Source organism: Streptomyces sp. NPDC000941 (assembly GCF_053599555.1).
Window position 1 is genome coordinate 1 of sequence record NZ_JBSFMM010000061.1, and the last position, 20,312, is coordinate 20,312.

A 20,312-nucleotide genomic window follows, 5' to 3' on the forward strand; every position below is an offset into this window, starting at 1 on the left:
GAGACCGACACTTGTTTCTGCACACTCTCCCCCAACCCCCCGCTCTCCCGATCTCGCCGCGGCCCACCACACCCGGGCCGCGGGGACGCCACCGGCCGCCTGGGGCGGGCCCGCCCGCCCGGCGTCGGCACACCGCCGACGCCGGGCCCTTTGCCATGTCCGGCCTCCCTCTCCACGCACATCCGTTCTAGGCAACCGGTCGCATCCCCCGGCTCAGCCGTTCGCTCCCGCTCCATTGACCCTCTCGCGAGCGCGGCCATACCGTAGAGACCGGTTGCTATAGAGACCGGTTGCTACGACATCCCCCGAGCCGGAGGCCATGCCTTGCCCGAGCGCCCACTGGCGTTGTTCGCCATGAGTACGAAGACCCTGCCCAGCGTCTACCCGCCCGAGGTACTGGACCGGCTGCGGGCCTCCGTGGAGGTCGATCCGTCGCTGATCGCCGAGGATTTCCGGGATCCCCGGGTGCGGAGCGCCCTCGGCCGGGCCGAGATCCTGCTGACCGGGTGGGGCTGCCCGTTGATCGACGCGGCGGTGCTCGACGCCGCGCCCAAGCTGCGCGCCGTGCTGCACGCCGCGGGCTCGGTCAAGGGCATCATGGCCCCCGGCTGGTGGAAGCGCGGGCTGGTCGTCTCGTCCGCCGCGGACGCCAACGCGCTACCGGTCGCCGAGTACACCCTCGGCATGATCATCCTGGCGGGCAAGGACCTCTTCGCCGCCCGCGAGCGCTACCGCTCGCTGCGCACCTTCCCCCTCGCCGAGATCATCCCCGGCATCGGCAACTTCGGGCGGCGCGTCGGCATCGTCGGCGCCTCGCGGATCGGACGGCGCGTCATCGAGCTGCTGCGCCCGCTGGACTTCGAGGTGTTCCTCGCCGATCCGTACGTCGGCGAGGCCGAGGCGGCCGCGCTCGGCGTCCAGTTGCTGTCGCTGGACGCACTGCTCCAGCGCAGCGACATCGTCTCGATCCACGCCCCCGCGACCCCCGAGACCCACCACCTGATCGGCCGCCGTGAGCTCGCGCTGATGCCGGACCGGGCGGTACTGATCAACACCGCACGTGGCAGCCTGGTGGACCACGACGCGCTGACCGAAGAGGTGCGCACCGCGCGGCTCAGCGCCGTCCTCGACGTCACGGAGCCGGAGCCGCTGCCCACAGACTCCCCACTCTTCGAATCGCCGGGCGTCTTCATCACCCCGCACCTGGCGGGGTCGCAGGGCAACGAGGTACGCCGGCTCGGCCTGTCCGCGGTGGGCGAGTTGGAGCGGCTGCTGGCCGGGGTGCCGCTGTCCCATCAGGTGGATCACACGGAACTGGAACGCGCCGCGTGAGCCAGGCGGCCCCGGCCGGCGCCCGCCCCCGCCCCGCCCCCTAGCAATCGATCTCTATCCGAAATCGCGCCGGACTCCGAGCTACCGGTTCGTACCACCGACCATGAGCAGCGAATTTACCGCGGTCCGAAAATTTCCGCGCACGACATCTTGTCCAGTTGAACCCCCACCTCTAGCTTCCATAGAGACCGATTTCTATGGTCTGAAACACCGGCTCCCCGGGAGGAACCCATGAACAGCAAGCGGGTCAGAGTGGCCACCTGTGCGGCGGTGGTGCTCTCCGTCGTCCTGACCGGCTGCGGCGGCAGTGATGACGGCTCGACCGGGAAGGCCGAGGGCCCGGTCACCATCGAGTACTGGAACTGGCTCGAGGCCAAGAACGTCGACCCGGTGGTCGCCAAGTTCAACGCGACGCACAAGAACATCAAGCTCAAGTTTGTGAAGCAGGCCGACAACCCCGGCACCCAGCAGAATCTGCGCAACGCGGTCGCCGCCCAGAAGCACGTCCCGTGCCTGGTCCAGAACTTCGGCGAGGCGCCGTCCCTGGCCTCCGAGGGGCTGGCCCAGGACGTGACGGACGAGCTCACGCCGTATCTGAAGAAGGGCCTGTTCGCCGAGTCGGCGCTGCCCTCCGCGCGGGCAGTGGACAAGTACTACGCGGTCCCGGGCGGCGCCACGCCCCCGTTCATGATGATCAACCGCAAGGTGTACGACAAGTACGGCGTCAAGACGCCCAAGACCTGGGACGATGTGATCGCCGCGGGCAAGGAGTTCAAGAAGCACGGCATCTACGTCATGAATCTGGCGGGGGAAGACCCGAGCACCCTCATCGAGCTGGTGCAGCAGGCCGGGGGCTCCTGGTACAAGATCGACGGAGACAAGTGGAAGATTGACTTCCTGTCTCCCGAGTCGCTCAAGGCCGCCGATGTCATCCAGCAACTGGTCGACAACGACCTGGTGGCCCATCAGACGTATACGGACCGGCCCGCGCTCATCAACTACTTCGACTCCGGGAAGATGGTGTCCCTGCCCACCTCCACCTGGCAGTTGCAGAACTACGAGCGCGAGTACAAGAAGTCGCTGGGCGACTGGGAACCGGTGGACCGGCCGCAGTTCAAGGACGCCACCGAGTTCGTCACCCCGATGCACTCGCCGACCAGCGGTCTGATCGTGCCCAAGGGCTGCGACCATGCGAAGGAGGCGGTCGAGGCCGCGGTGTGGCTGAACACCTCGAAGGACTCGACCAACGCCTCGTACCAGAAGGACACCAAGCAGTACACCTGGCCGGGCGCGATCCCCGACCCCTCCCCGTGGGTCGACTCGGCGGTGCCGGAGAAGCTCTTCGGCACCAGGAAGTCCGAGGCGCGCGGCGTGATCCTCAAGTCCGTCAAGGCGGGCCGGGACAACTGGGTGGCGGGACCCAACTACACCGGCATGTTCGCCGAGCTCCAGGACCAGTGGGCGAAGGTCACCGCGAAGAAGACCACCATGAAGGCGGCGCTGGAGCATATGCAGAAGTGGACGGTCGCCGACCTCAAGCGGAAGAACATCAACGTCGATGGCTGACACGTCGATGGCCGACACGTCCAAGCCCGACACGTCGAGGGCTGAGACGTCGAGGGCCGAGGCCAAGGCCACGGGCTCTCGGCCCGCGCCAAGCGGGCCGGGTACGCCCGGCGCGGCGGCGCCACGGCTGCCGTGGCGCCGGATGATGGCGCTGAAGGGGGCGTCCTTCACCGCCCCCTTCTTCATCGGCTTCGCCCTCTTCACTCTGGCCCCCGTCCTCCTCGCGCTGCGCGAGAGCCTTTACTCCAAGAAGAGCTCCGGGCTCGGATTCGGTGAGAAGACCGTCGAATTCACCGGGTTCGACAACTTCGCGCGAGGCCTGGAGGACGCCCACTTCTGGGCCGCGATGCTGCGGGTGGCGCTCTTCGCCGCGGTCGCCATCCCCACCATCATGCTGCTCAGCCTGATGATGGCGCTGCTGCTCGATGCGCTGAGCCACCGCCTGGCCGCCCGCTTCCGGGTGCCGCTGCTCATCCCGTACATGATTCCGGGCATTGTCGCCATTCTGATCTGGATCTATATCTACAGCCCGGTCGTGGGGCCGCTGACGCCGTTTCTCGCCCTCTTCGGGATCGACGCGAACTTCTACAGCGGCGAGATGATCTGGATCTCGCTCGGCAATCTGCTGGCCTGGAGCGGCGTCGGCTTCAACATGCTCATCGTCTACTCGGCGCTGCAGGCCGTACCGCGCGAGATCTTCGACAGCGCCCGCGTGGACGGCGCCTCCGAGTGGCGCATCGCCTGGTCGATCAAGGTGCCGCTGGTGCGCCGGTCCCTGGTGCTGATCACCGTGCTCAGCATCATCGGCACCCTGCAGATCTTCAGCGATCCGATGCTGTTCCGGACCATGACCCCGGAGACCGTGACCCGCGACTTCACCCCGATCATGGCGATCTACGACTGGGCGTTCCAGCAGGGCGAGTTCAACTACGCCGCCGCGCTGTCCATCATCCTCGCCCTGGTGGTCGGCGCCGCGTCCGCCGTCTTCTACAAACTCACCAACAAGGCCCCCGTATGACAGCGACACTCCAGCCCGCGCCCGCATCCGCGTCCGCCAAGCGGCGCGCCGTACGCCGCCGCACCGCGCCCGGTGCGGTCCGGCACGGTACGCGCACCAAGGTCCTGGTCATCACCGGTCTGGCGTTCTTCGTCATCTACTCGCTGGCCCCGGTGTGGTGGCTGCTGGTGGCCGCCACCAAGAGCCAGAACGATCTGTACACCTCCGACGGCCTGTGGTTCTCCCGGATCCACCTCGGCGACAACCTCCACCAGCTGTTCACCTACCAGGACGGCATCTTCATCCGGTGGATGTGGAACACCGTCTACTACGGGGTCGTCGGCACCGCCGGGATGACACTGATCTGCGTCGCCTGCGGCTATGGGCTCGCGATGTACGAGTTCCGCGGCCGGGGCGTGCTGATGGGCTGCATCATCGGCTCGTTCCTGGTGCCCAGCGCGCTGCTCACCATCCCCTCGTTCCTCCTCTACAGCGACCTCCAGCTGATCGACACGCCCTACGCGATCATCCTGCCCGGCTTCTTCAACGCCTTCTCCGTCTATCTGGCGAAGGTGTACGCGGAGGGGGCCATCCCGCCCGAACTGCTGGAGGCCGCGCGGATCGACGGTGCGGGCGAGTACCGCATCTTCTTCCAGATCGGTGTCCGTCTGATGTCGACCGGGGCCGCCACCATCTTTCTGCTCGGCTTCGTCGCCAGCTGGAACAACTTCTTCGGACCGCTGATCTTCCTGCGCAGCCAGGAGAAGTGGACCGTGATGCTGGGCCTCTACTCCTGGCTCAAGGTCAAGATGGACACCTCCACCGATCTGACCGGCATGGTCGTCGTCGGCTCGATCGTCTCGCTGCTGCCCATGGTGATCCTGATGATCTCCTTGCAGCGCTTCTGGCGGTCGGGCATCACGCTCGGCAGCCTCAAGTGACGCCGCGCACACCGTGCGCGCAGCGCCCGCCGTGAAGCGGGCGCGACACGCCGGGCCCGACCACACCGCCGTGGGGTGCCGGAGAGGGGCACGTCTACCCTGATCTGGCCGCCCTCTCGGCGGTGTGTTCGGTTTTGGGAAGCGACAGGAGTCCACGATGACCACTTCCACCCCAGTGGAAGCCCCTCCGGAGGGGCCGGGTGAGAGTCGTTTGCGCGCCTGGATGCTCAAGGGCCTGTCCGATATGGGCAAAAAGCCGGGCGCGCAGACCGAGGGCTCCGAGGGCTCCGAGGGCTCCGGGGGCCACCCCGCTCAGCGATGGTGGCGGGTGATGTGCCTGACCGGTGTGGACTACTTCTCCACCCTCGGCTATCAGCCCGGTATCGCCGCCCTGGCCGCCGGGCTGCTGTCCCCCATCGCCACCCTGGTGCTGGTGGCCGTCACCCTGGCCGGCGCGCTGCCGGTCTACCGGCGGGTCGCGCAGGAGAGCCCGCACGGCGAGGGGTCCATCGCCATGCTGGAGCGGCTGCTGACCTTCTGGAAGGGCAAGCTGTTCGTCCTGACGCTGCTGGGGTTCGCCGCCACCGACTTTCTGATCACCATCACCCTCTCCGCGGCCGACGCCTCCACCCACCTGGTCGAGAACCCGCATTTCACCAGCACCCTGCACGGCCATGAGGTCGTCATCACGCTGGGCCTGGTCGCCCTGCTGGGCGCGGTCTTCCTCAAGGGCTTCACGGAGGCCATCGGGGTAGCGGTGGTCCTGGTAGGCATCTATCTGGTGCTCAACGCGGTGGTGATGCTGGTCGGCCTGTGGCATGTGGCCACCGCCTCGCATGTGATCACCGACTGGTCCCAGGCGCTCACCGCCGAACACGGCAATCCGCTCGTCATGGTCGGCCTGGCGCTGGTGGTGTTCCCCAAGCTGGCGCTCGGTCTGTCCGGTTTCGAGACCGGCGTGGCCGTCATGCCCCATGTCGACGGCGGCCCCGGTGACACCGAGGAGCGGCCGGTGGGGCGGATCCGGGACACCAGGAAGCTGCTCACCACCGCCGCGGTGATCATGAGCGTCTTCCTGATCGCCAGCAGCTTCATCACCACCCTCCTCATCCCCCAGGACGAGTTCAAGGACGGCGGCCAGGCCAACGGCCGCGCGCTCGCCTTCCTGGCGCATGAGTACCTGGGCTCCGGGTTCGGCAGCGTCTACGACGCCGCGACCATCGGCATCCTGTGGTTCGCCGGCGCCTCGGCCATGGCCGGGCTGCTCAACCTCATGCCCCGCTACCTGCCCCGCTACGGCATGGCACCCCACTGGGCCCGCGCCGTACGCCCCATGGTCATCGTCTTCATCCTGGTCGCCTTCCTGGTCACCTGGATCTTCGACGCCGACGTCGACGCCCAGGGCGGCGCCTACGCCACCGGGGTGCTGGTCCTGATGACCTCCGCCGCGATCGCCGTCACCATCGCTGCCCGGCGCGCCGGGCAGCGCGGCTGGACCATCGGCTTCGGCGTCATCTCCGCCGTCTTCGGGTACACGACCGCGGTCAATGTCGTGGAGCGGCCCGACGGTGTGAAGATCGGCGCCTGTTTCATCGCGGGCATCATGGCCGTCTCCCTGCTGTCCCGGCTGGCCCGCGCCTTCGAGCTGCGCGTCACCGAGGTGGACCTGGACCCCATGGCCGAGCGGTTCGTCCGTGACACCGCCACCCGCCGGATGCGGTTCATCGCCAATGAGCCCGACAGCCGCGACGCGGCCGAGTACCGCGACAAGATCCAGCAGATCCGGGCGGACAACGACGTCCCCGTCGACGAGGACTTCGTCTTCGTCGAGGTCACCGTCCGCGACCCCTCCGACTTCGAGTCCGCGCTGCGCGTCCGGGGCGAGGTGCTGCACGGGCGCTACCGGGTGCTCACCCTCGACGGCTCCAGCATCCCCAACTCGCTGGCCGCGCTGCTGCTGCATGTACGGGACCTGACCGGGTGCCGGCCGCATATCTACTTCGAGTGGACCGAAGGCAGCCCTTTCGCCCAGTTCCTGCGGTTCTTCCTGTTCGGCCAGGGCGAGGTCGCCCCGGTCACCCGCGAGGTGCTGCGCGAGGCCGAGCCCGACCGGACCCGCCGCCCCCACGTACACGTCGGCTGAGCCGTCACCGGGCCTCCGGGGTGGCCGCTCGACGTCACCTGTCACCGGCCAGCGCGGCGTTGAGCTCGACGACGTTCACCCGCTTCTCGCCGAGAAAGCCGAGGACCCGGCCCTGGACGTGTGCGGCGACGAGTCGGCGTACCGTCGCGGGCCCCAGACCGCGGGCCTTGGCGACGCGGTTGACCTGCTGATAGGCGTACGTCGGCGAGATATGCGGGTCGAGGCCGGAGCCGGACGCGGTGACGGCGTCGACCGGTACGTCCTCGGGGTCGACCCTGTCGTACGCGGCGACGGCTGCGCGCCGCTGCTCGACCGTCTTGACCAGGTCCGGGTTGTTCGGCCCCAGGTTGGACGCGCCGGAGGCCAGCGGGTCGTATCCGCCGGCGGAGGGGCGGGGCCGGAACCACTGGGGGCCGGGGCCGGTGTTCTGGCCGATCAGGCTGGAGCCGACGGTCCTGCCGCGGCGTTCGATCCGCGAGCCGTCCGCCTGGTCCCGGAACGCCAGCTGCGCCACGCCGGTGACGGCGAGGGGGTAGAGGATGCCGGTCACCGCGGTGAACACGAGCAGCAGCCGCAGGGCGGACAGGTGGCGGCGGACCGTGCGGGGAAGGGGGCCAGGCATGGGGTCGCCTTCTTCCTGTGTCGGTGGTCAGCCTGTGTCGGGGTCAGCGCAGTCCCGGGATGAACTGGACGATCAGGTCGATCAGCTTGATGCCGAGGAAGGGCAGGACGAGCCCGCCCAGGCCGTAGACCCGGATGTTGCGGCTCAGCAGGGACGCCGCCGAGGACGGCCGGTAGCGCACTCCGCGCAGCGCGAGCGGGATCAGCGCGACGATGATCAGTGCGTTGAAGACGATCGCCGAGGCGATGGCCGAGGTGGGGCTGTGCAACCGCATGACGTTGAGTTTGTCCAGGCCGGGGTAGACCGCGGCGAACATCGCGGGGATGATCGCGAAGTACTTGGCCACGTCGTTGGCGATCGAGAAGGTGGTCAGCGCACCACGGGTGATCAGCAGCTGTTTGCCGATCTCGACGATCTCGATCAGCTTGGTCGGGTTGGAGTCCAGGTCCACCATGTTCCCGGCCTCCTTGGCGGCCGAGGTGCCGGTGTTCATGGCCACGCCCACGTCCGCCTGGGCGAGCGCCGGGGCGTCGTTGGTCCCGTCGCCGGTCATCGCGACCAGCTTGCCGCCCGCCTGTTCTGTCCTGATGAGCGCCATCTTGTCCTCGGGCGTGGCCTCGGCGAGGAAGTCGTCGACCCCCGCCTCGTCGGCGATCGCCCGGGCGGTCAGCGGGTTGTCACCCGTGATCATGACGGTGCGGATGCCCATCCGGCGCAGCTCCTCGAACCGCTCCCGCATACCGTGTTTGACGACGTCCTTGAGGTGGATGACGCCCAGGACCCGGGCGGTCCCCTCCGTACGCTCGGCGACCACGAGCGGGGTGCCGCCCGATGCGGAGATCCGGTCCACGACGCCCTGGACCTCGTCGCCGGGCCGTCCGCCGTGTTCGTTCACCCAGGCGGTGACCGCCGCGGCGGCGCCCTTGCGGACCTGTCGGCCTTCGACGTTCACGCCGCTCATCCGGGTCTGGGCGGTGAAGGGCAGGTATTCGGCGCGGGCCAGCTCGCCCTCGTCGCGGGCGCGCAGTCCGTACCGCTCCTTGGCGAGGACGACCACCGAACGGCCCTCGGGCGTCTCGTCGGCGAGCGAGGAGAGCTGGGCCGCGTCCGCGAGGTCGTCGACGTCCGTCCCGTCGACCGGCAGGAACTCGGCGGCCTGGCGGTTGCCGAAGGTGATGGTGCCGGTCTTGTCCAGCAGCAGGGTGTTGACGTCGCCCGCGGCCTCGACGGCCCGGCCGGACATCGCGAGCACATTGCGCTGGACGAGCCGGTCCATCCCGGCGATGCCGATCGCGGACAGCAGGGCGCCGATGGTGGTCGGGATGAGCGCGACCACGAGGGCGACCAGGACGACGATGGTCTGCTCGGCGTGCGCGTAGACGGCGAACGGCTGGAGGGTGACGACCGCGAGCAGAAAGATGATCGTGAGCGAGGCGAGCAGGATGTTCAGCGCGATCTCGTTCGGTGTCTTCTGCCGCGCGGCGCCCTCCACCAGGGCGATCATGCGGTCGATGAAGGTCTCCCCCGGCTTGGAGGTGATCTTGACGACGATCCGGTCGGACAGCACCTTGGTGCCGCCGGTCACCGCGGACCGGTCGCCTCCGGACTCGCGGATGACCGGGGCCGACTCGCCCGTGATCGCGGACTCGTCGACCGAGGCCACGCCCTCGACGACATCGCCGTCGCCCGGGATGGTCTGCCCCGCCTCGACGACCACATGGTCGCCCAGCCGGAGGTCGGCCGCGGGCACCGACTCCTCGCCCACCGCGTCGCCGGTGGCCCCGTTGGCGGTTTTCGCACCCGGCCGCCAGCCGGTGAGCCGGCGGGCGACCGTGGCGGTCTTGGTCCGCCGCAGGGTCTCCGCCTGGGCCTTGCCGCGGCCCTCGGCCACGGCCTCGGACAGGTTGGCGAAGACCGCGGTCAGCCAGAGCCATACGGTGATCACCCAGGCGAAGACGCTCGGGTTCTTGATGGCCGAGAGGGTGGTGAGGACCGCCCCGACCTCCACGACGAACATCACCGGGTTCCTGACCATGGTCCGGGGGTCGAGCTTTCCGACCGCGTCGGGCAGGGAGGTGAAGAGCTGTCGGGGGTCAAGCAGACCGCCCGAGACCCGGTGCGCCGTAACTTCGGCGGTGGACGGGGACATCACCGGTGACATCACTGAAGACCTTCCGCGAGCGGGCCCAGGGAGAGTGCGGGGAAGTAGGTGAGACCGACGACGATCAGGACCACGCCGGTCAGCAGCCCGACGAACTGCGGCCGATGGGTGGGCAGGGTGCCTGCCGTGACCGGCACCGGCTGCTGCCGCGCCAGCGACCCGGCCAGCGCCAGCACGAACACCATGGGCAGATAGCGGCCGAACAGCATGACCAGGCCGAGTGCGGTGTTGTACCAGGCGGTGTTCGCGCCAAGCCCGGCGAAGGCGGAGCCGTTGTTGTTGGCGGCCGAGGTGAAGGCGTACAGCACCTCGGAGAAGCCGTGCGGCCCGTGGTTCAGCATGGCGGCCCGCTGGCCGGGCAACGCCATGGCCAGGCCCGCGCCCACCAGCACGATCGCCGGTGTGGTCAGGATGTACAGGGACGCGAACTTGATCTCCCGGCTGCCGAGCTTCTTGCCCAGGTACTCGGGGGTGCGGCCGACCATCAGCCCGGCCACGAAGACCGCGATGATCGCCAGGATGAGGATTCCGTAGAGGCCGGAGCCGGTGCCGCCGGGCGCGATCTCGCCCAGCATCATGTTGAAGATCGTCATCCCGCCGCCGAACGGCGTGTAGGAGTCATATGCCGAGTTGACGGCGCCGGTTGAGGTGAGCGTGGTGGACGCGGCGAACAGGGCCGAGGCCCAGATGCCGAAGCGCTGCTCCTTGCCCTCCATCATTCCGCCCGCCGCATGGCCCGCCTGGCTGCTGACGCTGTGGAGCTCGTCCACGGTCACGACGGCGATCGAGGCGGCCCAGATCACGGCCATGACCGTGACGATCGCATAGCCCTGGCGGTGGTCCCCGACCATCCGCCCGAAGGTGCGCGGCAGGGAGAACGAGATCACCAGCAGGAGGTAGATCTCCAGCCAGTTGGTGAAGGGGTTGGGGTTCTCGAAGGGGTGGGCGGAGTTGGCGTTGTAGAAGCCTCCGCCATTGGTGCCCAGCTCCTTGATCGCCTCCTGTGAGGCGACCGGGCCTCCGATGAGGTTCTGATGGCCCCCGGCAACGGTCCGGATCGACTCGACGCCATGGAGGTTCTGGATCACCCCGCCCGCGACCAGCACGATCGCGAAGACGAAGGCGATGGGCAGCAGCACCCGCAGCACGATCCGGGTGAGGTCCACCCAGAAGTTGCCGACCTGCTCGGTGCGCTCCCGGGTGAAACCGCGGATCAGGGCCGCGACGACGGCGATGCCCACGGCCGCGGAGACGAAGTTCTGCACCGCGAGCCCGGCCATCTGCACCAGATGGCCCAGCGTCGACTCGCCCGAGTACGACTGCCAGTTGGTGTTGGTGGCGAAGGACACCGCGGTGTTGAACGCCTGGTCCGCGGGCATCGGCCGGCTGCCGAGCGAGAGCAGCAGATGGTTCTGCAGCCGCAGGAATCCGTACAGGAAGAGGACGGACACCGCGGAGAACGCGAGCACCCCGCGCAGATAGGCGGGCCACCCCTGGTCGGCGTCGCCGTCCACGCCGCCGAGCCGGTAGACCAGCCGCTCGGCGGCGAGATGCCGGGAGGTGGTCAGGGTGTGGGCGAGGTGGTCGCCCAGCGGCCGGTACGACAGGGCCAGCGCGGCCACCAGCGCGAGGATCTGCAGCCAGCCCGCGAGGGCGCCGGTCACGAGAACTTCTCCGGGAAGATCAGGGCCAGCACGAGATAGCCGAGGAGGGCCACGGCCACGACGAGCCCGACGACGTTGTCGACGCTCAAAGCCGCCCGGCCCCCTTCGCCACCAGGCCGATGACGGCGAACACCACGACGGTGACCGCGATGAACAGCAGATCCGGCATTTGGGCAGCACCCCGAAAGGTCGTGAGGGGACCGCTCCCCCGGCGGGGTGGGCGGTTGTCGGCGGTGACCGGCGCCCTCGCCCAAGCGCCGGATGCCACCGCCGACGCCCCTTGTTAGCGCGCCGGTGCCCCCTGGTCCTGGGACGTCGGCGTGTCTTGCCGCAAATCGGACCGATCGAGTGAGTGTGCCGTGACGCGCGCGCCCCTCAGCCCGCCGCCGGCGGCCGGAAGCGCAGTCGGCAGATGACCGCGTCGGTGTCGCGGCGCAGCGCGTGCGCGACGACGGCGCCGGCGGCTTGGCTGGTGGCGCCCGGGCCGGCGAGCGGCGGCCGGGCGGTTTTCGCGAGCGCACCATGGAAGTGCGGAGCGCGTGAGCGTGTCGCGCCGCGCCTCCACATTGGACAGGAGTCCGCCGATGGCCCGTGGACGGTTGCGGATCTACCTCGGGGCGGCCCCCGGGGTCGGCAAGACGTACGCCATGCTCCAAGAGGGCCAGCGCCTGCGCTCCCTGGGCACCGAGGTGGTCATCGGCCTGGTCGAACCGCACGGGCGGCGCCCGACCGCGGCGCTGGCGGAGGGCCTTGAGAGCATCCCCCGCCACACCCTGGTCCACCGCGGAGTGTCCTTCACGGAGCTGGACCTCGACGCGGTGCTGGCCCGCCGCCCGCAGATCGCGCTGGTCGACGAGTTGGCGCACACCAATGTGCCGGGGTCGCGCAACGCCAAGCGGTGGCAGGACGTCGAGGAGCTGCTGGAGGCGGGCATCGACGTGGTCACCACGCTCAACGTCCAGCACCTGGAGTCCCTGAACGACGTCGTACGCCAGATCACCGGTGTCACCCAGCACGAGACGCTGCCCGACGAGGTGGCGCGCCGCGCCGACCAGATCGAGCTGGTGGATCTGCTGCCCGAGACGCTGCGCCGACGCCTTGTGCATGGCGACGTCTATCCCCCGGACCGTATCGAGGCGGCCCTGACCCACTACTTCCGCGTCGGCAACCTCACCGCGCTGCGCGAGCTGGCCCTGCTGTGGCTTGCCGACCGGGTGGAGGAGGGTCTGCAGCGCTATCGCGCCGAACACGGCATCACTGCCCCGTGGGAGACCCGGGAGCGCATTCTGGTGGGCCTGACCGGCGGCCCGGAGGGCGAGACGCTGATCCGCCGCGCCGCCCGGATCACCGCCCGTACGCCTGGCAGTGAGCTGCTGGCCCTCCATGTCGTGCCCGGCGACGGGCTCGCGCGGGGCGACCCGGCCGCGCTGTCCGGGCAGCGCTCGCTGGTGGAGTCGATGGGCGGCAGCTACCACCAGATGACCGGCGAGGACATCCCCGAGGCGCTGCTGCAGTTCGCGGAGGCCGAGAACATCACCCAGGTCGTGCTCGGCGCCAGTCGGCGCGGCAGGTTCTCCTTGCTGCTGCACGCGGGTGTGGGACAGCGGACCATCCATGACTCGGGCCCCATCGACGTCCATATCGTCACCCATGAGGCGGCGGCGGGCGCCGCCGCGCCCCGGCTGCCCCGGCCCGGCCACGGCGGCACCGGACCGGTGCGGTACTGGTCCGCGCTGGTGGGAGCCGCGCTGCTGCTGCCCCTGCTGACGCTCGTGCTCACCGAGCTGCGCACCGGCGTCGGCCTGTCCGGCGCCCTGGTGCTCTACATGCTCGCCGTCGTGCTGGCCGGGCTCGTCGGCGGACGTCTCCCCGCGCTGCTCACCGCGGTCGCGGCGGGTCTGCTCGCCGACTACTACTTCACCCCGCCGCCGCACTCCTTCAAGGTCGAACGGGGCGTCGACGTCGTCGGGCTGGTCGTGTTCCTCGCCGCCGCGTGGCTGGTGGGCACCGTGGCGGGGACGGCCGCCCGCCATACGCACCAGGCCGTCCGCGCGACGTCCGAGGCCCGGGCGCTGAGCCGGATGGCGGCAGCCATGATGCGCGGGGAGCCCCTGCCGACCCTGCTGGAGCAGGTGCGGGAGAACTTCTCCCTCACCGCGGTCAGCCTGCTGGAACGCGATACGGGCCACGGCCCGGAACCCCGCTGGTACGTCGTCGCCAGCACCGGTGTCCGGCCACCCGAGCGACCGTACGACGCGGATGTGGAGGCGCCCATCGACGACCGTCTCACCCTGGCCGCCCGCGGCCGGGGCCTCAGCGGCGACGACCGCCGCATCCTCACCGCGTGTGCCGCGCAGATCGGCGTCGCCCACACCCGGGGCGGACTCGCCCGGCGCGGCGCGGGGACGGACCTCGACGAGCAGGTACGACCGCGCGCCGGAGCGCTCTATCTGCGCCCGGTCGACCTGGACGAGGCGCTGACCGCGGCCCTCGACGACCTCGGCCCCGGCGGCCACTCCATCTCGCTGCGACTTCCGGAGCGGCTGCCCGATGTCATCGCCGACGCCGCCCTCCTCGCCCGGGTGCTGGCCACGCTGGTGGCCGACGCCCTGCGCCACAGCCCGCCCGACGCCCCGCCGACCCTCACGGCCGAGGCGCTGCCGGACCGGCTGACGGTCCGGATCGCGGGCGACACCACCGGCGCGGCGGCAAACGGCGAGCGCGAGAGCCCGTCGCTGCGGCTGTCCCGCGACCTCACCGAGGCCATGGGCGGCACCGTGGAACACACCACCGGCGGCGGGGCGGCCTCGGTGACGATCACGCTCCCGACCGTGGCATATCACCCCGACGCACATCACCCCGACCCCGACGGGTGACATTAGTGTGTGCCGCACAGTATCGTGTGACGCGTGTCCGTAGAAGAACTGACCCTTGCCCAGGCTCAGGAGCTTCGCCGCGGGACGGTCGTACTGGCCTGTCTGGCGCTGCTCCGGAAGCCGAGTTACGGCTATGCGCTCCTGGAGACGCTGAACGACGCGGGGGTTACCGTCGACGGCAACACCTTGTACCCCCTGCTGCGCCGGCTGGAGAAGCAGGGCCTGCTGACCAGCGAGTGGAACACCGACGAGTCCAGGCCACGGAAGTTCTACCAGGTCAGCCCCGACGGCTCCCGGGTCCGCACCGGTCTGGTGCGCGAGTGGCAGGACCTTGTCTCCTCGATTTCACGACTTACCAAGGAGAACGGATGAGTACGAGCGTGCTCACTGAGCGATATGTGCACGAGGTGGTCCGGCGGCTCCCGGCCGAGCAGCGGGACGATATCGCCGAGGAGCTGCGCACCACCATCGCCGACACCGTCGAGGGGCGCGGCTCGCCCGATCCGCGGGTGGCGGAGCGCGAGGTGCTGAGCGAGCTGGGCGATCCGGTCCGGTACGCCGCTCGTTATACGGAGCGGCCGCTCGCGTTGATCGGCCCCGACCTCTATCCGACGTATATCCGACTGCTCGTCACCCTGCTGTGCACGTTACTGCCGGCGGTCACCTTCGGACTCGTCGTACTGGACGTGCTGGACGACGACAACCTCGGCTCGGCCATAGGCACCGGCATCGACACGTTGTTCACGCTCGGCTGCCAGATGATCGCCGTGCTCACCGTGGTGTTCGGCGTGATGGAGCGGGTCCGGCACCGCAAGGGCGTGGTCGATGCCGCCACTTGGACACCCGACGACCTGCCCGAGGTCCGGCAGCCGGACAAGGGCGGCGTGGCGGCCTGCGCGGCGGCGGTGTGGTACGGGCTGCTGTTCGGGCTGATCATCTGGCAGCACACCGCCGAGCCCTACCGGGTGGACGGCGCGGGCGGCGACGGCAAGCGGATCGAGGTGCTGGATCCGCACCTGTGGTCGGGCTGGGCCTGGCCGATGCTCGCCGGGCTCGCGGGGCTTGTGGTGGTCCAGCTGGCCCGGGTGGCCGCGCGCGGCTGGACCGTCCCCCTGGCCGCTGGGAACGCCGTGGCCCAGGCGATGTTCGTGCTTCCGCTGGCCTGGGTGTTCAACGAAAAGTCCGTCTTCAACCCGGACTTCCTCGATGACGCCGAGACCCTGTGGTCGTCAACGGACCAAGCCTATGCCGGCACGGCGCTCATCGTGCTCGCCCTGGGCGTGAGCGCGGTGTTCAAGAGCTTCCGCGCGGCGCGTGGGTGACGCTCGCCCCGGCCAGGGACTCCCTGATCCGGTTCCGGTCGATCTTGCCGGTGGAGGTCCTGGGCAGCGGGTCCGCCACCGTCTCGATCACGCCGGGAATGGCCGCCCGCACCGTGCGCTCCGCGCAGTACTGCCGCAGGGCCAGCACCCCCACCGAGCCCGGCTCGGCGAGGCGCAGCCGGGCGTGCAGCCGGTGTCCGGCCACCGGGTCGGGGATCGCGACGACGGCGGCCTCGACGACCGCCGGGTGGTCCAGCAGGATGCCCTCGACCTGCTGGGTGCTCACCTGGAAGCCCCGGACCTTCACCATGAAATCGGTGCGCCCGAGGATGCTGAGGGAGCCGTCCTCATGCCGGGTGGCGATATCGCCGCTGTGGTAGTAGAAGACGCCGGGGACGCCGTCCGGATGCGGGCCGAACTTCTCCTCGCTCGGCACATTCGCGTAACCGGTCGTCTGGAAGGGCGTGTTGACCAGCAGCTCGCCCTGTCCGGGGCCGGTCAGCGCGCGCCCGTTCCCGCCGACGATCAGCCAGCTGACACCCGGCAGCGGGCGGCCGATCGGCAGCGGGGTGCGGACCGGGTGGGTGCGGTCCACCTCGTGGAGAAAGCTGTTGTTCGTCTCGGTGCAGCCGTAGTTGTTGTACCAGCGGGCCTTGGGGAAGACCGTGAAGAGCCCGGCCAGCACCCGTGCGGGCATGCTGTCACCGGCGAAGACGAGGTGTTCGGGCCCGGCCGGTGACTCTTCGCCGGCCGCCGCGTCCACGAGCAGTTGGAACAGCAGCGGCACGCCCTGGATGAGCGAGACGCGGTGGTCGACGACCAGATCGCGCAGATAGCCGGCTGAAGCGCCCCGGTCGGGGTCGACCAGGACGACGGTGCCGCCGTACGCGAGGGTGGTCCAGACATCCAGCAGACACAGATCGAAGTTGAGCGGCGCGTAGTTGAGTACGGCCGTGCCCGGCGTGATCCCGAAGGTCTCGGCACCCCATGCGGTGAACCGGGTGACCGCCCCGAACGACAGCGGGACGATCTTCGGGAGGCCGGTCGAGCCGGAGGTGGTGAGCATAAAGCCGATGGCGTCGTCAGCGACCGGTGTCGGCGGCGGCCCTCCGGCGCTCCCGGACACCGTGTACGGGTCCACCACCCGGTCGATCAGCACGCCGGCGGCCAGGCCGAGGACGACACCGCATCCCGCCTGCTCGTACAGCTCCTTGGCCGGTGCGTCGGGCAGTTCATGGGACGGCAGCAGAATGCGGCGCCCGGCCATCAGGGCGCCCAGCACCAGGGCCACCGCCCCGGGGGATTTACGCATCCGCAGGCCCACCGGGCGGGAGGCGTCCGGGGCCGCGGTCTCCACCTGGGCGCGGGCCCGGCAGGCCATGGCGTACAGCTCGGCGTAGCCGATCGCGCGGTCCTCCCAGATGAGCGCGGGCGCGGCGGGCCGGGTGGCCGCGTGCCGGGCGAACCTCGTGACGAACGTGTCGGTCATACGTGTCCCTCTCCGGCCGGCCCCGCTCCGGCCGCCGCGCGTTCGGCCGTGGTCCGGATGGTGCTCACCGAACGGAAGTTTCTGCTGGTCAGCTCAGTGTCGGGGACGACGATGCGATGGCGGTCCGCCAGCCATTCGGCGATCCGCAGCACACCGAGGCTGTCGATCACGGCGGTGGCCAGCAGGTCGTACTCCGCGTCGAGTTCGGCCGCGTCGACGCCGGGCAGAAACCGCTCGACGACGAAGGCCGCGATGTCGTCCTCGGAGACGACGGGAGTGGCCGGCGGTGCGGTGTGGGGCTGGGGGGACATGTTGTTTCCTTCCGCTGATTCCTGGCGTCCTCACACCTCGATGAGCGTGCAGAACCAGTGCATGCCCGGCGCTGCGACGCCCACCAGTGCCACGAGATCCCCCGGCGCCACCTCGCCGTCCTCGATATGGCGCCGCAGACAGATCAGCTGGTCGGCGGCGCCCATATGGCCCAGTTCGCGGGCGAGTTCGGCGTTGGTGCGCTCGATGGGCAGGCCGACGGCGTCGGCGGCCTCGCGGATCGCCTGCTGGTTGTCGTTGAGGTAGATGAGCCGGGCCAGTTGGGTCCGGTCCTTGCCGGCGCGCGAGAGGGCCTGGTCGACCACGTCCGCGATCCGCCCGCTGATCTCCTTCATGAACGCCTGGAAACGCCCGGGGTCGCGGTCGAAGTGGCGGAAGATGCCGACCATCGGGTCCGCGTGCAGATTGGCGCGGCCCACGGGCGGTACGGGAGCGGCGGAACCGCCGAACTCGATGCGGAAGAAGTCCGCGTACTCGGGGTTGGTGAAATGGGCGGAGGAGAGCCGGCGCAGGCGTGGGTGTCCGCGCCGCAGCACGGCGGCGACGGCGCCGTCGCTGGCGATGGCCCCGTTGAAGTCCATCCTGTTGGTGTGCGCCTCACTGGCCGCGTTGACCAGGACCACCAGTACGGTCTCGGTGTCGGCCGAGAGCGCCATCGCACCGGCCGCGTGGTCCAGCGCCACCGACCAGGCGGCGCACACCTGCGTGCACAGCACGGTGGGGGTGCCGTACGCGCCCAGCGCCCGGGCCACGGCCGCCGAGGAGTCCCAGCCCGGATACTCGGGGACATCGGAGTGGCCGACGACGATCAGGTCGATGTCGACGATGTCGAGTTCCGCGTTCGCCAGCGCCTCGCGGGCCGCCTCGGCGGCGAGGTCGGTGGCGGTGACACCGTCGGCCACCCGGTGGTAGGTCCGGTACCCCAGGGCGCCGACGGCCTCGGGGTCGGGCACATACGCACCGGCCGTCTCGGCCACACCGCGCTGTTCACCGAAGGACGTGCCCGTCGCGACGATGCCCATCTCCACTGAAATGGCCACGTGTTGTCCCTTCGCTCCCACGGTGGGTGTTCACCGCTTCAGGGTCGAGCCCCCGGCGTGCGGGGGAACGGGTTCGGTTTCGGACGGACGGCCGGCCGCCGGGGGCGGGGCCGGAAGTTCGACCACCTCGGCCAGCGGGATGTCCAGGACGCTCAGTTGGCGCCGGGCGGTGTGCAGGGCGAGCGCCAGCAGGGCCATGGCCACGGCCAGGATCAGCACGGCCGCCTCCACCCCCAGGGCGTCGGCGAGGACACCGGCCGCCAGCGGGCCGATCCACTGCAGTGCCTGGAAGAAGAACTGGCTGGTCGCGGCCACTCTGCCGAGATACGCGTCCGGGACCAGCCGGACCTCGTACGACTCGATGACGACGTTCATCGGCACCATGCTGATCATGCCGGCCATCAGGACCAGGCCGATCTGCCACGGCTCGGGCACCAGCGCCACCACGGCGAAGGAGGCCACGAACACCCAGGCGGAGAACAGCAGCACCCGGCGCGCGCCCAGTCTGCGCATCAGCCACGGTCCGGCGACGGCCCCGATGACACCGCCGACGACCGCGAGCGAGGTCGCGACGCCGACCTCGGTCGGCCCGCCGCCGCGGTGCCGCACCAGCACGACGAACAGCAGGGTGAGCCCTTGCGCCACGGTGTTGAGCAGGGCTCCCCACGCGAGGGTGAACACGAGATAGTCGCTGCGTCTGATCAGCCGCAGACCGTCCCTCATGTCCTCGGCCAGGCCAGTCCGCTCGCCGTCGGTGTGCCGGTCCGGGCCGAGGGGGCGGCGGATGAACAGCGAGCTCAGGGTGATGAAGACGAAGGAGACGGCGTCGAAGAGGAACGGGATCCAGCGGGCCATCGAGTACAGCAGCCCGCCGAGGGGGGCGCCGACGAGCTGTACGACCATGTCGCGGCCCATGCCCTGCGCCGTCGCGGTGGCGATCTGCTCCTTGGGGACGATCCGGCGCAGCACCGGCGTCGAGACGCCGACCTTCAGCCCGGCGGCCAACCCGCTGACCAGCGCCAGCGCGTCGAGCCCCAGGACCGGCGGGTCCCCCCGGTACACGAGCAGGGCGACGGCGGCCATCGACACCGCCTCGACCAGGGGGACCAGGCACAGGATGGCGCGGCGTGACACGCGGTCCGCGAGCGCTCCGCCCACCGCGAGGGTGCCGAGTTTGCCGAGCATATGCAGCACGGTGATGGTGCCGGCCTGGGTCGCGGACCCGGTGGCGTAGAGCATGAGCAGCGGGAAGGCGAGCGTGGAGACGCTGGTGCCCAGGGTGGACAGACCGTTTCCTGACCACCAGTACAGGTAGTCGCGGTTGCGCCAGAGCGACGGTCGCTTCCCTTGAGCGCCCTGTGTCTCCTCGGACTCCTCGGACTCCTCAGACTTCCCGGACTCCCCGGACTCTTCGGGACGTGACCGCGCCATTGACTGCGCCCCCCCCTGTTCCTTCGCCGTCTCGCCCGTTGGGGCTCCGGGCCCCGCGTGGATCCCGCGCAGCATGCTGGTCGATGCGCGTTGACCCGGGCCAGGCAGTGCACCGGCAATTCACGGGGAGATTTGCCGCTCACCGAGCGGAGCGGTCGGGTGACAAAGAAAGAATGTTTCAAGAGCGCGTAATGTCGGGATGTCCACTTCGGGCCGCATTGGCGGAGTTGTCAACTAGTGGACACTTGGCGCTTTCATGTCAAGACTACCACTCCCACTCGGCCGAGTTGTCGAGTAGGGTCCGGTTCTTGCCACACCGTCACACCTCGGTCTTCTTGCTGTTCTACGGGGACATTGTCATTGCGTGCACATGACTTTTCGGGTTCTGGAGCATGCAC

17 protein-coding genes are annotated in these 20,312 nt (G+C 69.8%); 8 read left to right on the forward strand and 9 right to left on the reverse strand.

Annotated features, from left to right (window positions below):
* Nucleotides 1-324 precede the first annotated feature (324 nt).
* From ACWDSL_RS20935 to ACWDSL_RS20955, 5 genes are all read left to right on the forward strand, one after another.
* Nucleotides 325-1,332: a hydroxyacid dehydrogenase gene (locus ACWDSL_RS20935; RefSeq protein WP_450487460.1), complete on the forward strand. Its 1,008-nt coding sequence runs from the start codon at nt 325-327 to the stop codon at nt 1,330-1,332.
* Nucleotides 1,333-1,563: 231 nt separating this feature from the next.
* Nucleotides 1,564-2,898, forward strand: coding sequence for an ABC transporter substrate-binding protein (locus tag ACWDSL_RS20940; RefSeq protein WP_450487462.1), 1,335 nt, complete (start codon nt 1,564-1,566; stop codon nt 2,896-2,898).
* Nucleotides 2,891-3,916 (forward strand): carbohydrate ABC transporter permease, encoded by a 1,026-nt coding sequence (locus ACWDSL_RS20945; protein WP_450487464.1) that lies wholly within the window; start codon nt 2,891-2,893, stop codon nt 3,914-3,916. The genes ACWDSL_RS20940 and ACWDSL_RS20945 overlap by 8 nt, the downstream gene beginning before the upstream one ends.
* Nucleotides 3,913-4,836, forward strand: a complete 924-nt coding sequence (locus ACWDSL_RS20950) for a carbohydrate ABC transporter permease (RefSeq protein ID WP_089510814.1) — start codon at nt 3,913-3,915, stop codon at nt 4,834-4,836. Before ACWDSL_RS20945 ends, ACWDSL_RS20950 begins: the two co-directional genes overlap by 4 nt.
* Nucleotides 4,837-4,993: 157 nt before the next feature.
* Nucleotides 4,994-6,979 (forward strand): amino acid transporter, encoded by a 1,986-nt coding sequence (locus ACWDSL_RS20955; RefSeq protein ID WP_450487466.1) that lies wholly within the window; start codon nt 4,994-4,996, stop codon nt 6,977-6,979.
* A gap of 34 nt (nt 6,980-7,013) precedes the next feature.
* On the opposite strand, the gene kdpC is transcribed toward ACWDSL_RS20955, so the two are convergent.
* Genes kdpC through ACWDSL_RS20980 form a run of 5 tightly spaced genes read right to left on the reverse strand, consistent with a single transcriptional unit; the run spans nt 7,014 to nt 11,694 of the window.
* Nucleotides 7,014-7,601 carry a potassium-transporting ATPase subunit KdpC gene (kdpC, locus tag ACWDSL_RS20960; RefSeq protein ID WP_450487468.1) on the reverse strand — a complete coding sequence of 196 codons (588 nt, stop codon included), beginning with the start codon at nt 7,599-7,601 and terminating at the stop codon, nt 7,014-7,016.
* A 43-nt stretch (nt 7,602-7,644) separates the two neighbouring features.
* Entirely contained in the window at nt 7,645-9,762 is a 2,118-nt protein-coding gene (kdpB, locus tag ACWDSL_RS20965) for a potassium-transporting ATPase subunit KdpB (RefSeq protein WP_450487470.1), read from the reverse strand.
* Nucleotides 9,762-11,426 carry a potassium-transporting ATPase subunit KdpA gene (kdpA, locus tag ACWDSL_RS20970; RefSeq protein WP_450487472.1) on the reverse strand — a complete coding sequence of 555 codons (1,665 nt, stop codon included), beginning with the start codon at nt 11,424-11,426 and terminating at the stop codon, nt 9,762-9,764. The genes kdpB and kdpA overlap by 1 nt, the downstream gene beginning before the upstream one ends.
* A complete protein-coding gene (gene kdpF, locus ACWDSL_RS20975; protein WP_014181833.1) occupies nt 11,423-11,515 on the reverse strand; it encodes a K(+)-transporting ATPase subunit F in 93 nt (30 codons plus the stop codon). Before kdpF ends, kdpA begins: the two co-directional genes overlap by 4 nt.
* Complete coding sequence (locus ACWDSL_RS20980) at nt 11,512-11,694, reverse strand: hypothetical protein (protein WP_450487474.1); 183 nt, start codon at nt 11,692-11,694, stop codon at nt 11,512-11,514. Before ACWDSL_RS20980 ends, kdpF begins: the two co-directional genes overlap by 4 nt.
* Nucleotides 11,695-12,010: 316 nt before the next feature.
* On the opposite strand from ACWDSL_RS20980, the gene ACWDSL_RS20985 reads away from it, so the two are divergent.
* From ACWDSL_RS20985 to ACWDSL_RS20995, 3 genes are read left to right on the forward strand one after another with little or no spacing between them, the layout of a single operon-like run.
* Nucleotides 12,011-14,302, forward strand: coding sequence for a DUF4118 domain-containing protein (locus ACWDSL_RS20985; protein ID WP_450487476.1), 2,292 nt, complete (start codon nt 12,011-12,013; stop codon nt 14,300-14,302).
* 33 nt (nt 14,303-14,335) lie between these two features.
* Entirely contained in the window at nt 14,336-14,674 is a 339-nt protein-coding gene (locus tag ACWDSL_RS20990; protein WP_450487478.1) for a PadR family transcriptional regulator, read from the forward strand.
* The gene (locus ACWDSL_RS20995) at nt 14,671-15,624 is read left to right on the forward strand and encodes an HAAS signaling domain-containing protein (protein ID WP_450487480.1); all 954 of its coding nucleotides are present in this window, start codon (nt 14,671-14,673) and stop codon (nt 15,622-15,624) included. Before ACWDSL_RS20990 ends, ACWDSL_RS20995 begins: the two co-directional genes overlap by 4 nt.
* On the opposite strand, the gene ACWDSL_RS21000 is transcribed toward ACWDSL_RS20995, so the two are convergent.
* From ACWDSL_RS21000 to ACWDSL_RS21015, 4 genes are read right to left on the reverse strand one after another with little or no spacing between them, the layout of a single operon-like run.
* Complete coding sequence (locus ACWDSL_RS21000; RefSeq protein WP_450487482.1) at nt 15,596-17,113, reverse strand: AMP-binding protein; 1,518 nt, start codon at nt 17,111-17,113, stop codon at nt 15,596-15,598. The two genes, ACWDSL_RS20995 and ACWDSL_RS21000, sit on opposite strands and share 29 nt — an antisense overlap.
* Nucleotides 17,110-17,424, reverse strand: coding sequence for an acyl carrier protein (locus ACWDSL_RS21005; RefSeq protein WP_450487484.1), 315 nt, complete (start codon nt 17,422-17,424; stop codon nt 17,110-17,112). Before ACWDSL_RS21005 ends, ACWDSL_RS21000 begins: the two co-directional genes overlap by 4 nt.
* A 30-nt stretch (nt 17,425-17,454) precedes the next feature.
* On the reverse strand, nt 17,455-18,483 hold the full coding sequence (locus ACWDSL_RS21010) for a 3-oxoacyl-ACP synthase III family protein (RefSeq protein ID WP_450487486.1): 1,029 nt from the start codon (nt 18,481-18,483) through the stop codon (nt 17,455-17,457).
* Between the two features lie 30 nt (nt 18,484-18,513).
* Nucleotides 18,514-19,914, reverse strand: a complete 1,401-nt coding sequence (locus ACWDSL_RS21015; protein ID WP_450487488.1) for an MFS transporter — start codon at nt 19,912-19,914, stop codon at nt 18,514-18,516.
* Nucleotides 19,915-20,312 lie beyond the last annotated feature (398 nt).

Excerpts from the sequence above, each read along its gene's own strand:
- ACWDSL_RS20940 (WP_450487462.1), top strand. The coding sequence starts at position 1,564 with ATGAACAGCAAGCGGGTCAGAGTGGCCACCTGTGCGGCGGTGGTGCTC.
- ACWDSL_RS20945 (WP_450487464.1), top strand. The coding sequence starts at position 2,891 with ATGGCTGACACGTCGATGGCCGACACGTCCAAGCCCGACACGTCGAGG.
- ACWDSL_RS20950 (WP_089510814.1), top strand. The coding sequence starts at position 3,913 with ATGACAGCGACACTCCAGCCCGCGCCCGCATCCGCGTCCGCCAAGCGG.
- ACWDSL_RS20955 (WP_450487466.1), top strand. The coding sequence starts at position 4,994 with ATGACCACTTCCACCCCAGTGGAAGCCCCTCCGGAGGGGCCGGGTGAG.
- kdpC (WP_450487468.1), bottom strand. The coding sequence starts at position 7,601 with ATGCCTGGCCCCCTTCCCCGCACGGTCCGCCGCCACCTGTCCGCCCTG.
- kdpB (WP_450487470.1), bottom strand. The coding sequence starts at position 9,762 with ATGTCACCGGTGATGTCCCCGTCCACCGCCGAAGTTACGGCGCACCGG.
- ACWDSL_RS20985 (WP_450487476.1), top strand. The coding sequence starts at position 12,011 with ATGGCCCGTGGACGGTTGCGGATCTACCTCGGGGCGGCCCCCGGGGTC.
- ACWDSL_RS20995 (WP_450487480.1), top strand. The coding sequence starts at position 14,671 with ATGAGTACGAGCGTGCTCACTGAGCGATATGTGCACGAGGTGGTCCGG.
- ACWDSL_RS21000 (WP_450487482.1), bottom strand. The coding sequence starts at position 17,113 with ATGACCGACACGTTCGTCACGAGGTTCGCCCGGCACGCGGCCACCCGG.
- ACWDSL_RS21005 (WP_450487484.1), bottom strand. The coding sequence starts at position 17,424 with ATGTCCCCCCAGCCCCACACCGCACCGCCGGCCACTCCCGTCGTCTCC.
- ACWDSL_RS21015 (WP_450487488.1), bottom strand. The coding sequence starts at position 19,914 with ATGGCGCGGTCACGTCCCGAAGAGTCCGGGGAGTCCGGGAAGTCTGAG.